The 12705-nt window shown below is 71.8% G+C and carries 12 protein-coding genes; 7 read left to right on the top strand and 5 right to left on the bottom strand.

From position 1 onward, the window contains the following. Positions 1 to 37: 37 nt before the first annotated feature. From TSO352_RS06800 to TSO352_RS06780, 5 genes are all read left to right on the top strand, one after another. A complete protein-coding gene (locus TSO352_RS06800) occupies positions 38 to 937 on the top strand; it encodes a dihydrodipicolinate synthase family protein (protein WP_109106516.1) in 900 nt (299 codons plus the stop codon). Between the two features lie 94 nt (positions 938 to 1031). Further along, positions 1032 to 2447, top strand: a complete 1416-nt coding sequence (locus TSO352_RS06795) for a sodium:solute symporter family protein (RefSeq protein WP_109106515.1) — start codon at positions 1032 to 1034, stop codon at positions 2445 to 2447. Positions 2448 to 2499: 52 nt separating this feature from the next. Continuing rightward, the gene (locus tag TSO352_RS06790; protein WP_199231504.1) at positions 2500 to 3717 is read left to right on the top strand and encodes an exo-alpha-sialidase; all 1218 of its coding nucleotides are present in this window, start codon (positions 2500 to 2502) and stop codon (positions 3715 to 3717) included. 86 nt (positions 3718 to 3803) lie between these two features. Then, on the top strand, positions 3804 to 4568 hold the full coding sequence (locus TSO352_RS06785; RefSeq protein ID WP_109106514.1) for a fumarylacetoacetate hydrolase family protein: 765 nt from the start codon (positions 3804 to 3806) through the stop codon (positions 4566 to 4568). A gap of 15 nt (positions 4569 to 4583) precedes the next feature. After that, the gene (locus tag TSO352_RS06780; RefSeq protein WP_109106513.1) at positions 4584 to 5288 is read left to right on the top strand and encodes an SDR family oxidoreductase; all 705 of its coding nucleotides are present in this window, start codon (positions 4584 to 4586) and stop codon (positions 5286 to 5288) included. A 5-nt stretch (positions 5289 to 5293) separates the two neighbouring features. On the opposite strand, the gene TSO352_RS06775 is transcribed toward TSO352_RS06780, so the two are convergent. After that, on the bottom strand, positions 5294 to 6187 hold the full coding sequence (locus tag TSO352_RS06775; protein ID WP_109106512.1) for a LysR family transcriptional regulator: 894 nt from the start codon (positions 6185 to 6187) through the stop codon (positions 5294 to 5296). A gap of 175 nt (positions 6188 to 6362) precedes the next feature. Here TSO352_RS06775 and TSO352_RS33165 point away from each other — a divergent pair, with 175 nt between their 5' ends. Both TSO352_RS33165 and TSO352_RS06770 read left to right on the top strand, forming a co-directional pair. Next, a complete protein-coding gene (locus TSO352_RS33165) occupies positions 6363 to 6815 on the top strand; it encodes a MarR family transcriptional regulator (RefSeq protein ID WP_158284540.1) in 453 nt (150 codons plus the stop codon). Beyond that, entirely contained in the window at positions 6812 to 8761 is a 1950-nt protein-coding gene (locus TSO352_RS06770) for an FUSC family protein (RefSeq protein WP_158284539.1), read from the top strand. Before TSO352_RS33165 ends, TSO352_RS06770 begins: the two co-directional genes overlap by 4 nt. Before the next feature lie 34 nt (positions 8762 to 8795). Here the strand turns inward: TSO352_RS06770 and hydA are convergent, their stop codons facing one another. From hydA to TSO352_RS06750, 4 genes are all read right to left on the bottom strand, one after another. Beyond that, positions 8796 to 10247 carry a dihydropyrimidinase gene (gene hydA / locus TSO352_RS06765; RefSeq protein WP_109106510.1) on the bottom strand — a complete coding sequence of 484 codons (1452 nt, stop codon included), beginning with the start codon at positions 10245 to 10247 and terminating at the stop codon, positions 8796 to 8798. Between the two features lie 20 nt (positions 10248 to 10267). Further along, a complete protein-coding gene (locus tag TSO352_RS06760; RefSeq protein WP_109106509.1) occupies positions 10268 to 10999 on the bottom strand; it encodes an aspartate/glutamate racemase family protein in 732 nt (243 codons plus the stop codon). 195 nt (positions 11000 to 11194) lie between these two features. After that, positions 11195 to 11911, bottom strand: a complete 717-nt coding sequence (locus tag TSO352_RS06755) for a GntR family transcriptional regulator (RefSeq protein WP_109106708.1) — start codon at positions 11909 to 11911, stop codon at positions 11195 to 11197. Then, positions 11908 to 12705, bottom strand: a 798-nt coding sequence (locus tag TSO352_RS06750; RefSeq protein ID WP_146210727.1) for an amidase, incomplete at its 5' end; no start/stop codon positions are given. The genes TSO352_RS06750 and TSO352_RS06755, both read right to left, overlap by 4 nt.

The following is a 12705-nucleotide window of genomic DNA, read 5'->3' as shown; positions in this document are numbered from 1 at the left end:
GCGACTCTCATCCCGTTCGTTAAAAAGGCCAAAGCCCATGAGCAAGACCGGTAGCAGGATCGGCGGCCCCTTCGTCGCGATCGTCACCCCCTTCGACGGCGACGAGCGCGTCGAATTCGCAGCGCTGCGACGTCAGGTGACGCGGCAGGCGACCGCCGGCAACGGCGTCTTCTGCGCCGGCACCAACGGCGAGTTCTACGCCCTGTCCTTCGACGAGAAGCTGGCGGTGGCGGAGACCTGCGTCGAGGCGGCGGCCGGCCGCGTGCCGGTGCTGGCCCACGTCGGCGAGATTTCCACCCACCAAACCATCGCGCTGGGCAAGGCGGTCCAGGGGCTGGGCGTCAAGGCGGTGTCCGCCATCACCCCGTCCTTCATCGCCTGCTCGCAGGCCGAGCTGGTCGCGCATTACCGCCGCGTCGCCGACGCGCTGACGGTGCCGCTCTACCTCTACAACATCCCGGCGCGCACCGGGAACACGCTGGAACCGCAGACCGCCCGCATCCTGGCCGACCACCCGAACATCATCGGCATCAAGGACAGCGCCGGCTCGCAGGAGAGCCTGGACGCCTTCCTCGCCATCGCGCGCGAGCGCGACGATTTCGACGTGCTGGTCGGGCCGGACTCGCTGGTGCTGCACGGCCTGCGCAACGGCGCCGCCGGCTGCATCTCCGGGCTGGGCAACATCGCGCCGGTCACGCTCAATGGCATCCACGCCGCCTTCGTGGCCGGCGACGCCGCGGCGGCCGACGCGCACCAGGCCCAGTTCAGCACGCTGCGCAAGGAGCTGTACGCGCTGGGCTTCCCGCCGGCGATGGTCAAGCGCGCGCTGCGCAGCGCCATGCCGGAGGTCGGCCTCAGCCGCGCCCCGGTGCTGATCGCCGAGGAGGTCGACCGGCAGATCAAGGAGATCGCGGCGCGCTACGCCGAAGCGGTGTGACGCTGTTCCGCACCGCATGGCGCGGCCGCAGGCCGGCGCCACCCCCCGAACAACACGGAAGGCGGACCCATCCGCCCGCTAGGGAGACCCGTCCATGAATCACTTCACCAGTGGAGAAAGTGCGCTCATCCTGGGCGTCGTCATCGTCTACATCCTCTTCACCTCCTGGCTGACGGTGCGGTTGCGCAGCCGCAACAACGGCGAGTTCATGAACGCCGCGCGGTCGATGCCGGCGGCGGTTGTCGGCGTCCTGCTGATGTCGGAGTTCATCGGCGCCAAGTCGACGGTCGGCACCGCGCAGGAGGCCTTCAACTCCGGCATGGCGTCGGCCTGGTCGGTGCTGGGGGCGTCGATCGGCTTCCTGCTGTTCGGCCTGTTCTTCGCCAAGCGCATCTACGGCTCCGGCGAATACACCATCTCGGCCGCCATCGCGAAGCACTACGGCACCTCCACCATGCGGACGGTGTCGATCATCATGATGTACGCGCTGCTGCTGGTGAATGTCGGCAACTACATCAGTGGTGCCGCCGCCCTGTCCACCGTCATGAACCTGAACCTGACCTGGGCGATGGTCATCATCGCGGTGGTCAGCACCTTCTACTACGTGTTCGGCGGGCTGAAGGGCATCGCCTACGTCACCATCCTGCACAGCGGCATGAAGCTTCTCGGCATCGCGCTGCTGCTGGGCACCGCGCTGTCGCTCAGCGGCGGCATCGGCCCGATGGTGGAGAAGCTGCCGCCCCACTATTTCACCATCGACGGCACCATCGGCCTGCCGACCGTCTTCGCCTGGGTCATCGGCACCGTCGGCGCCATCTTCTCCACCCAGTTCGTCATCCAGGCGATCTCGTCCAACCGCAGCGCCGGCGAGGCCCAGCGCTCCGCCTTCTACGCCGCGATCTTCTGCCTGCCGCTGGGCCTCATGCTGGCGCTGATCGGCGTGACCGCGCATTACCTCTACCCGGACATGAAGAGCCTGTACGCGCTGCCGGTGTTCCTCGACGCCATGCACCCGCTGATGGCCGCGATCGTCACCACCTCGCTCGTCGCCTCGGTCTTCGTCAGCGTCAGCACGGTGGCGCTCGCCATCGCCTCGCTGATGGTGCGCGACTTCTACGTGCCGTGGAAGAAGCCGACGCCGGAGCAGGAGTTCCGCACCACCCGCATCCTGTCGCTGGTCATCGGCTTCCTGCCGCTGATCTTCGTCTTCTTCGTGCCGGAAATCCTGAAGCTGTCCTTCTTCACCCGGGCGCTGCGCCTGTCGATCACGGTCGTCGCGGTCATCGGCTTCTTCCTGCCGCTGTTCGCCAGCAACCTCGGCGCGACGCTGGGCCTGCTGGGCGCCACGGTCAGCACCACCGTCTGGTACGTGATGGGCAACCCCTACGGCATCGACAACATGTATGTCGCCCTGTTCACCCCGATGCTGGTGATGGCGGTGGAGCGTCTGATCCGCGGCCGCAGCGCCCCGGCCATGGTCGTGGCCCCGCCGCAAGCCGACATAAGCTGACCGGCCGGCCATTCTCCGTTCGTCCCTCGTCCTCCGTTTGCATGTGACCGATATGATGACGACACGCTCATCCCTGCCTTCGACCACCGACCGCGGGCGCATCGCGCCCGCCGAGGGGGATGCCGGGCGCCGCGACGCCTACCTGCCGTCGCCTTGCGTCCAGAACCACGCCGCCAACATCGCCGTGCTCGGCAACGGCGATCTCGGCTGCGTCTGGTTCGGCGGCACGCAGGAAGGCATTCCGGACATCTCGATCTATTTCTCGCGGCTGGCCCGGGGAAGCGACCGCTGGACCGATCCGGTGAAGCTGTCGGACGACCCGACCCGGTCGGAACAGAACCCGGTCCTGTTCCCGGCGCCGGACGGCACGCTGTGGCTGTTCTACACCGCGCAGATCTCCGGCAACCAGGACACCGCGTTCGTGCGTTGCCGCAGCTCCGCCGACCATGGGCGGAGCTGGGGGCCGATCCGCACCCTGTTCGAGGGCCGCGACGGCGACGGCGTCTTCATCCGCCAGCCGGTGGTGGTGCTGCCGAACGGCGACTGGCTGCTGCCGACCTTCCTCTGCCACGGCACGCCGGGCGAGAAGTGGGTGGGCGACAACGACACCAGCGCCGTGCGGATCTCCACCGACCAGGGCCGAAGCTGGACCGAGCATCCGGTGCCGGACAGCGTCGGCTGCGTCCATATGAGCATCGTTCCCCTGCGCGACGGCACGCTGGCCGCCTTCTACCGCAGCCGCTGGGCCGACCATGTCTACCGCAGCGTCTCCACCGACAACGGCCGGAGCTGGAGCGCCCCCGTCCCGACCGAGCTGCCCAACAACAACTCCTCGATCCAGGTGACCGCGCTCGCCGACGGCCGGCTCGCCATCGTCTTCAACCAGTCGAGCGCGGAGGACGCCACCGGGCGGCGCGCCTCGCTCTATGACGAGATCGAGGACGATGTTCCCGCCGGCGGCGCCGCCGTGGTCGCCGCCGTGGCCCCGCCGCCGGCGCCCGCCCGCAAGGCCTTCTGGGGCGCCCCCCGCGCGCCGCTGACGCTGGCCCTGTCGGAGGACGGCGGGCTGACCTGGCCGCTGCGCCGGAACCTGGAGGTCGGCGACGGCTATTGCATGACCAACAACTCCAAGGACAGCCTGAACCGGGAATTCTCCTACCCGTCGGTCACCCAGTCGGCGGACGGCGACCTGCACGTTGCCTTCACCTATTTCCGGCAGGCCATCAAACACAGCCGCGTCTCGCCCGACTGGGTGCGCGGCGGCCATTGAACGGCGATAATCGGCGATGACCGGCGATGGGGTCGCCGCCCGGCGTCCCCGCCCGTCCGCCCCCTCTTCCTTCCGGGATCCGCACCATGACCATGACCGCCGAGGCTGTTCGCGAGGCCGCCGGCGCGCTGCTCGCCGCGCGCCGTGACCGTTGCCCGCTCGATGCGCTGCCCGCCACCGCGCGGCCGGCCGACAAGGCCGACGCCTACGCCATCCAGACCGAGGTCGCCCGCCGCATCGGTCCCGTCACCGCCTGGAAGGTCGGCGCCTCCGCCCCGGACGCCGAGCCGTCCAGCGCCCCCATCCATGCCGAGACCCTGTTCTTCGAGGTCGCGGAGCTGCCGGCGGCGATGTTCCACGTCATCGGCATCGAGGCGGAGATCGTCTACCGTCTGAACAGCGACCTGCCGGCCCGCGACACGCCCTGGACGCGGGAGGAGGTGCTGGACGCCATCGGCTCCGTCCATCCGGCCTTCGAGATCTGCGACACCCGCTTCGCCACCTACGGGTCGCAGGGGCCGTTCGCGGCGCTGGCGGACCAGGGCAACCATGGCGCGCTGATCGTCGGCCCGGCCACCGCGGACTGGCGCGCCATCGACCCGGTCCGCCAGCCGCTGACGCTCGACATCGACGGCGAGCGCAAGGTCGACGTGGTGGGCGGCAACAAGGCCGGCGACCCCATCCGCCTGCTGGCGTGGCTGGCCAACGTCGGCGCCCGGCCGTTCGGCGGCCTGCACGCCGGCGATACGGTGACCACCGGCTCCTGCACCGGCACCCTCTTCATCCAGCCCGGCAGCCACGCGGTCGCCGACTTCCCCGGCTTGGGCCGCATCGCCCTGGCTGTGCGCTGATCTGGGGGCCCCGTCATGAACGCCGAACCGCAGCGCCGCCGGGCGCTGGTCACCGGGGTCAGCTCGGGCATCGGCGCCGCCGTCGCCCGGCGGTTGCTGGAGGACGGCTGGCTGGTGGAGGGGATGAGCCGGTCGGCGCCGGCCCTCGGCCACCCGCAACTGCGGTTCCGGCCCGCCGATCTGCTCGACCCCGGCTCCACCGCCGGTGCCCTGGCCGGGCTGCCGCCCGTCGATGCGCTGGTCCACGCCGCCGGTGTGATGCGCGTCGGCCGGCTCGGCGAGGGGGCCGGCGGCGACGCCAGGACGATGTGGCGCCTGCATGTGGAGGCGGCGACGCAGCTCGTCGAGCATGTCGTCCCACGGATGCCCGAATCCGGCGCCGGCGGCGGCCGCGTCGTCCTGATCGGCAGCCGCACGGCCCAGGGCGCCGCCGGCCGAGGCCAATACGCGGCGACCAAGGCCGCCATGGTCGGCCTTGCCCGGTCCTGGGCGATCGAGCTGGCGCCGCGCGGCGTCACGGTGAATGTCGTCGCGCCGGGCGCGACCGACACCCCGATGCTGAAGGACCCCGGCCGCACCGGCGTCCCGCCCAGGCTTCCCCCGATCGGCCGCTTCATCAAGCCGGAGGAGGTGGCGGCGCTGGCCGCGTTCCTGCTGTCCGACGCCGCCGCCGCCATCACCGGCCAGCAGATCCTCGTCTGCGGCGGAGCGTCGCTCTAGACCGGTCACGCGCGGTGGCGCAGGGCGTCGACCAGCGTGACGAAGGCGGGCGAGGACTGGCGCCGGCTTGGATAGTAGAGGTGGTAACCGTCCCAATAGGGCGACCATTCTTCCAGAACGCGCCGCAGCCGTCCTTGCGCTAGGTCGGGCAGGACGACGTCTTCGGGAACATAGGCAAGACCGAAGCCGTCGACCGCCGCCGCAAGAACGCTGTGGATGTCGTTGAAGGCGAGTTGGCCGTCGACACGGATCTTGATCTCGCGGCCGTTCTCCTCGAACTCCCAGGCCCAGAAGCCGCCATAGGTGGGCAGGCGTTGATTGATGCAGATGTGGTGGACGAGGTCCTGCGGGTGCGACGGTTCCGGGTTGCGTTCGAAGTAGGACGGGGCGCCGACCACGGCAAAGCGGATGTCCGGGCCGACCCGGGCCGAAATCATGTCCTTGGCGAGGTGCTCGCCCATGCGCACGCCGGCATCGCAGCGTTCCGTCACGATGTCGGTCAGACCGTTGTCGAGAACCAGCTCGACCTTGATGTCCGGGTAGTTCGGCAGGACCCGGCGCAGCTTGGGCCAGAGCACGTACCGGATCGCATGATCGGACGCCGTGATGCGGATGTTGCCGGCCGGCGTGTCGCGAAGCTCGCTCAGCGCGTCGAGCTGGGCCTCGATCTCGGCGAAATGCGGCGCGATTCCGTTGAGCAGCCGTTCCCCGGCTTCGGTCGGGGACACCGCCCGCGTCGTGCGGGTGAGCAGGCGGACCCCGAGCCGGGCTTCGAGCTGGCGGATGGTGTGGCTCAGGGCCGACTGCGACAGGCCGAACTTGGCCGCCGCCCTGGTGAAGCTCCGCTCCCGGGCGACGGCTATGAACGCCAGCAGGTCATTGACGTTCTCCCGCGGCATTGATGAATCCCTCTTCTGGCGACACGCGGATTATCGCATGGGATTGAACGAGGCGACATCCGGCAGATGCCTCGTGCGGCACGCCCCCGGGCTTGGTGCCGTGAACCGGGTCGGCTTCCGGAACAGGTTCGCGGAAACGGTATGATCCTACTAATTAGGATGCTAATAATTAGCAATGGATCCCACCGACCCCCGCCTCCGTTTCGGATTTCACCTCGTCACGCTGGCCCGGCGCTGGCGCCGCGAACTCGACCGTCAACTGGCGGCGGCCGGCTTGACCGACGCGACCTGGACGCCGCTGATCCATCTGGAAATGTCCGGCGACGGCATCAGCCAGAAGGAGCTGGCCGGGCTGGTCGGCATCGAGGGGCCGAGCCTCGTCCGCCTGCTGGACGCGCTGGTCGAACGCGGGCTGGTCGAGCGGCACACCGACGGGGCCGACCGCCGCAGCAAGCGGATCCTGCTGACCCCGGCCGGGCGGGCGGCGGTGGCGGACATCCGCCGCCTGCTGGCGCGGTCGGAGGCCGACATGCTCCGCGACCTCGACGATGGCGAATTGGCGGCGATGCTGGACGGCTTCGACAGGATCGCCCACCGGCTCTCCACCCTGCGGGAGCGGTCGGCGTGACCGCCGTGGCGACGCTGTCCCGGCTGGGCTTCGACGCGGCGCGGCTGCCCTTCGCCCTGCGCACGGCGCTGGGCGCCTGCCTGGCCCTGCTGGTGGCGTGGCTGCTGGGGCTGGAGCATCCGCAATGGTCGGCGATGACGGTCTGGGCCTCCGCCCAGCCGACGCGCGGGATGCTGGTGGAAAAGAGCCTGTTCCGCGGCGTCGGCACCGTTGTGGGCGTGGTCGTCGGGGTGCTGCTGGTGCTGGTGTCGCTGGGGCAGCCGATCCTGATGGTCGTCGGGCTCGCGGTCTGGCTCGGGCTGTGCGCCGGGGCGGGCAACGTGCTGCGCGGTTTCGTCTCCTACGGCGCGATCCTCGCCGGCTATTCGGCGGCGATGGTCGCCCTGCTCGACACGGCGCACCCCGACCGCATCCTGGCCCTGGGGCTCGACCGTTTCCTGACGGTGCTGGTCGGCGTGCTCACCGCGCTGGTGATCGGGCTGCTGCTGACGCCGAAGGCGGCGGAGGACGAGATCGTCGGCCGCATGCGGCGGCTGACCGGGCGCGTCCTGCGCGATCTGGCGGCGCGGCTGCACGGGGATGGCGGCGTCGCCGCCCGCGAGCAGCACGCCCTGCTGTCCGACATGGCGGCGATCGAGGAGGCGCTGGACCCGCACGGCGCCGGGTCGCGGCGCAGCCGCCGGTCGGCGCGCACGCTGCGCGACGTGCTGATCGCCCAGACGGCGGCCCTGCTGTGGCTGCGCGGCTCGGAGGCGGAGGCGATCGACCCGGCCGCCGGTGCCGCCGTCGGCGCCGCCCTGCGGCAGGCCGCCGACGCGCTCGACCGCGGCGCGGCTGCGGACGGGGTGGCGGCGCTGCGCCGGGCGGTGGAGCGGTCGGCCGACGCACCCGCCCTGCGCGAGACCCTGCAGCGGATCGAGGCCGCCCTGAGCGCGCGGCTGGGCGTCGGCGACGCCGAGCCGGACCGGGGGGCAATGCCGCCGGCCACCCCACACCTTCTCCACGCCCCGCTCCATCGCGACTGGGTGGGCGCGCGCGAGGCGCTGATCCGCGCCGCCGCCACCGTGCTGCTGGTCGGGGTCGCCTGGCAACTGTCGGGCTGGAGCGCCGGCGCCTTCACCCTGCTCGGCACCACGGTGATGATCTCGCTGTTCTCGACCTTCGAGAACCCGGCGGTGATCATGCGCCACGTCCTGCTGGGGCAGGCGGCCGGCGCGCTGGCGGCGCTGGCCTGCCGCTGGCTGGTCTGGCCGGCGGCCGGTGGCGAGCTGGGGCTGATCCTGCTGGTCATGCCCTTCATCCTGGCCGGCGCGCTGGCGGTCGCCCATCGGCGGACCATGGCAAGCGGCTTCGACTACAACATGGTCATGCTGCTGCTCCTGCAGCCGCATTACCCGCTGACCGGCAGCGTCGCCGCCTCGGCGGCGACGGTGCTGGCGGTGGTGGCGGCGCCGGTGGTGGCGCTCGCCGCCTTCCGGCTGGCCTATCCGGCCGACGCGCGGCGGCGGATGGACACGCTGGTCGGCATGATGCTGCACGAGCTGGAGGGCATCGCCGCGGCGCCGGACGCCCCGGCCCATTGGCGCGTCTGGCGGGTGCGGCTCTATCACCGCCTGCTGCGGCTGGTGCGTTGGGTGGACAAGACCGGCGAGCGTGATCTGGTCGCCATCGACGGCAGCCTCGCCATGCTGCAGGTCGGCCGCGCCATCCTGCGCCTGCAGGAACTGCGCGGCGGCGCGGACCTGCCGCCGGCAACCGCCCGCCGCTTCGACGCCGCGCTGCGGCGGCTGCGGCGGATCACCCGGGATCCCGACCGCGCCCGTTCCGCGCTGGAGCGGACCGCGCGCTGGCTGGCGCGGACCACGCCGGCCGAGGCGCGTCCGTTCGCCGACGCCGCCCGGGCGATGGCCGACCAGCCCGCCATCTTCCGCCGTCCCGCCGCGTGACGACGGGACCCGCCGGGATCCGTCACCCCGGCCGTCAGAAGGCCGGCGCCGGTGGCCGCACCCCCTTGGGGCGGGCCAGATCGGGCGAGGCGCAGCGCAGGAATTCGCCATGGCCGGCGGGCGCCAGCAGCCGGCCGTGGTCGCACACCACCACGCCGCGCGACAGGGTGACCACCGGCCAGCCGGTCACCGCCATGCCCTCGTAGGGGGTGTAGTCGACGTTGTGGTGCAGGTCGGCATTGGTGATGGTGACACGGCGCTCCGGGTCCCACAGCACGATGTCGGCGTCGGCCCCGACCGCGATGGTGCCCTTGCGCGGGTGCAGCCCGTACATCCGCGCCGGGCCGGCGGCGGTCAGCTCGACGAAGCGGGGCAGGGTGATGCGGCCCCGGACCACCCCTTCGGAGAACAGCAGGGGCAGGCGCGTCTCGATGCCGGGAATGCCGTTGGGCACATGGCGGAAGGAAGCGGCCTCGCCCCTCACCTTCTTGCCCTGCGGGTCGTCGTAGCGGAACGGCGCGTGGTCGGACGAGAAGACCTGGAACACGCCGTTTTCCAGCGCGTCCCAGATCACCCGCTGGTTCGCCGCGTCGCGCGGCGGCGGCGAGCAGACGCATTTGGCGCCCTCGAAGCCCGGCGGCCCGTGCGGACCGCCCAGGTCGTCGGCGGTGAGGAACAGATATTGCGGGCAGGTCTCGGCGTAGAGCCGCAGGCCGCGGCCCTGCGCCCAGCGGATCTGCTCGACCGCCTCGGCGCCGGAGACATGGACGATCAGGATCGGCACGTCGGCCAGCTCGGACAGCGCGATGGCGCGGTGCGTCGCCTCGCGCTCCACCACCGGGGGGCGGGACAGGCCGTGGAAAAAGGGCGCGGTCTGGCCGGCGCGCTCCAGCTTGTCGGTCAGCCAGGCGATGCAGTCGGCGTTCTCCGCGTGCATCATCACCATGGCGCCCTCGGACCGGGCGACGTCGAGCACCTCCAGGATCTCGCGGTCGCTCAGCTTCAGGTCGTCGTAGGTCATGTAGATCTTGAACGAGGTGTAGCCGTCGCGGATCAGCGCCGGCAGCTCCTGGCCGCGCACCGTCGGCGTCGGGTCGCTGACGATCAGGTGGAAGGCGTAGTCGACCACCGGCTTGCCGGCGGCGCGGCGGTGGTAGTCGTCGACGGCGTCGCGCAGCGACCGGCCCTTCTGCTGGCAGGCGAAGGGGATCACCGTGGTGGTGCCGCCGAAGGCCGCCGCGCGGGTGCCGGTCAGGAAATCGTCGGCCATCACCGTGCCGTCGCCGGTCGGCTGGTCGAGATGGCAGTGGGAATCCACCCCGCCGGGCAGGGCCAGCAGGCCGGTGGCGTCGATGGTCCGCTCGCCGTCGGGCAGGTGGTCGGCCAGGGCGGCGACCCGGCCGCCGCGCACGCCGATGTCGGCCTTGAACACCTCGGCGGCGGTGGCGATGGTGGCGCCGCGGATCACCAGATCGAACGTTTCCATGTCGATGCCCCCCTCTCGCGTCAGCCGTGGAGTTCCCGGAACAGGCTGCCCCAGCCGGCGACCCGGCGGGTGTCCACCCCGGTCAGGCGCAGCGCCTTCCACACCACGGTGCTGATGGTGTCGTAGATCGGGATGCCCAGCTCGCGCTCCATCGCCTCGGCGACCGGGGCGCCGCGCATGTTGGTGCAGATGATGGCGATGGCGTCGGGCTTGGCGGCGGCCACCACGCGGCACATCGCGGCGATCTGCGCCTCCGTCACCTCGGAGAAGGAGAAGTTGCCGCGGTCGTTGAGGTGCTGCTCCGCCACCACGTCGAACCCGGCGGCGCGGTAGTTGGCGACCATCGCCGCCTGCACCTCGTCCAGGTAGGGGGTGACCAGCGCGATGCGTTTGCGGCCGGTGGTCTCCAGGATCTCGTTCAGCGCCAGCATCGAAGTGCAGGCGGCGATGCCGGTCTCGTCCCGGATCGCCGCGCACAGCCGCTCGTCGGCGTCGAAGCCGAGCCAGCCGGCCGAGGTGCCGTTCCAGCCGATCACGTCGAGCCGGGCGTCGGCTAGCAGCCGGGCGGCGTCGAGGAAGGGCGCGTCGTCGAACTGGCCGAGCGCCGCCGGGCTCAGCGAGATCTCGGTGACGCGGAAGCGGCCGAAATGCGCGGTGACGTCGGGCAGGCCGGACAGCATGGCCGCCGTCACCGGCTCCAGCACCGTGTTGGAGGACGGGGTGAGCATGCCCAGGAGGGTGCGTTTGGTCATGGGGAGGGTTCCGTGGGGATAGGGTGGTGGTTTGGGGGCCGGACACAGGGGGGCGGACACAGGGGGGCCGTCATCCCCGCGCAGGCGGGGATCCAGGCTGACCCATTGGTTTTGCTTCGGAAGTTCTGGCGCCCCGCCTGCGCGGGAATGACGGGGCCTAGGGCGGCTGCGGCGGCGCGGCTGTGAGGGATCGCATCACCCCTCTTCCTCCCGCGCCGCGCGGGGGGAGGCGCAGGCGGCGGCGACGACCTCGCCGGTGCGGCCGACATGCTGGACGAACAGGCGTTGCGCGGTGGCGCCGTCGCGGGCCTCCAGCGCGGTCAGGATCTCGCGGTGCTCCAGCACCGACTCCTTCCAGCGGCCCTGCGCGCCCAGCGCGAAGTAGCGCGCCCGCGCCAGCCGGCCGAGCAGCCGGTCGTGCGCCTCGGCCAGCGCCGGGTTCTTGGCGCCGGCGACGATCAGCCGGTGGATTTTCTGGTTGATGGCGAAATACTCCTCCAGCGCGCCGGCCCCCTGCAGCGCCTCGATCCGGGTCTGGAAGCCGTGCAGGCGGCGCAGGTCGGCGGCGGTCATCCGCTCGGCGGCGGCGTGGGCGGCGAAGCTCTCGATGCAGCCCTCCGCCTCGAACAGGTGGGTCAGTTCGGTGGGGTCGAGCGGCGCGACGATGGCGTTGCGGTTGGGGCGCAGCATCACCAGCCCCTCCGCCGCCAGCAGCTTCAGCGCCTCGCGCAGCGGCGTGCGCGAGATGCCGAGCTTCTCGCTCAGCTCCGGTTCGATCAGCCGGGTCGCCGGCGCCAGTTCGCCATAGACGATCAGGTGGCGCAACCGGTCGGTCGCCATGTCGGCGAGCGGCGGCGGTGGAGCCGCCCGGCGGCGGCGCGCGGGGGTGGCGTCGGTCCCGGCGTCGGTCATGCGTCCGCTCCCCGGCCTTGGGAGCCCAGCGTCCGCTCGACGACGGCGGCGAAGCGCAACACCCGCCGGTCCAGCCCGCGCGGTCCGGCGATCTGCACGCCGACCGGCAGGCCGTCGCGCCCGGTCCCGCAGGGGACGCTGACCGCCGGCGCCTTGGCGTGGTTGATCAGCGGGGTGAACACCGCGTGGGCGCGCGGCGGCACCGGTTGGCCGCCGATGGTCTCCGGCCCCAGTTTGGTCAGCGGCCACGCGACGCAGGGCGTCGTCGGGCCGATCAGCAGGTCCGCGTTGCTGAAGAAGCCGGCGAAGGCCCGGGCGACGTCGGCGCTCAGCATCTGCGCGGCGGCGACCTCCGCCCCGCTCAGCGCCAGGCCGCGCTCGATCTGGGCGGCGATGTCGGGATCGAACAGCGCCGGGTCGCGGCGGAAGGCGGCGCCGTACAGCGCGGCGAGGCCGGCGTGCTGCAACGGCATCAGCGCGGTTTCGGTGACGCCCGCCGGCCAGCAGGGATCGCGGCGGACGATGCGGGCACCGGCCCGCTCCAGGGCCTCGACACCGCGTTCCACCGCCTCGCGCACGTCGCCGTCCACCGGCGCGTCGAGGCCCCAGCGCAGGCTGAACGCCACGGTCAGGCTGGCGGGCGGGCGCTCCTCGGCCGGGGCGACGGCGGCGGAATCCGGGTCGCGCGGGTCGGGACCGAGCAGCGCCTCGACCATCAGCGCGGCGTCGGCCACATCGGCGGCGATGGGGGCCATCACCGCGAGACCGCTGAACGGCTCGGCGAAGCCGGGGCC

It is taken from the genome of Azospirillum sp. TSO35-2 (assembly GCF_003116095.1).
Classification (GTDB): Bacteria; Pseudomonadota; Alphaproteobacteria; order Azospirillales; family Azospirillaceae; genus Azospirillum.
This window is presented reverse-complemented; position numbering and strand designations above follow the sequence as displayed.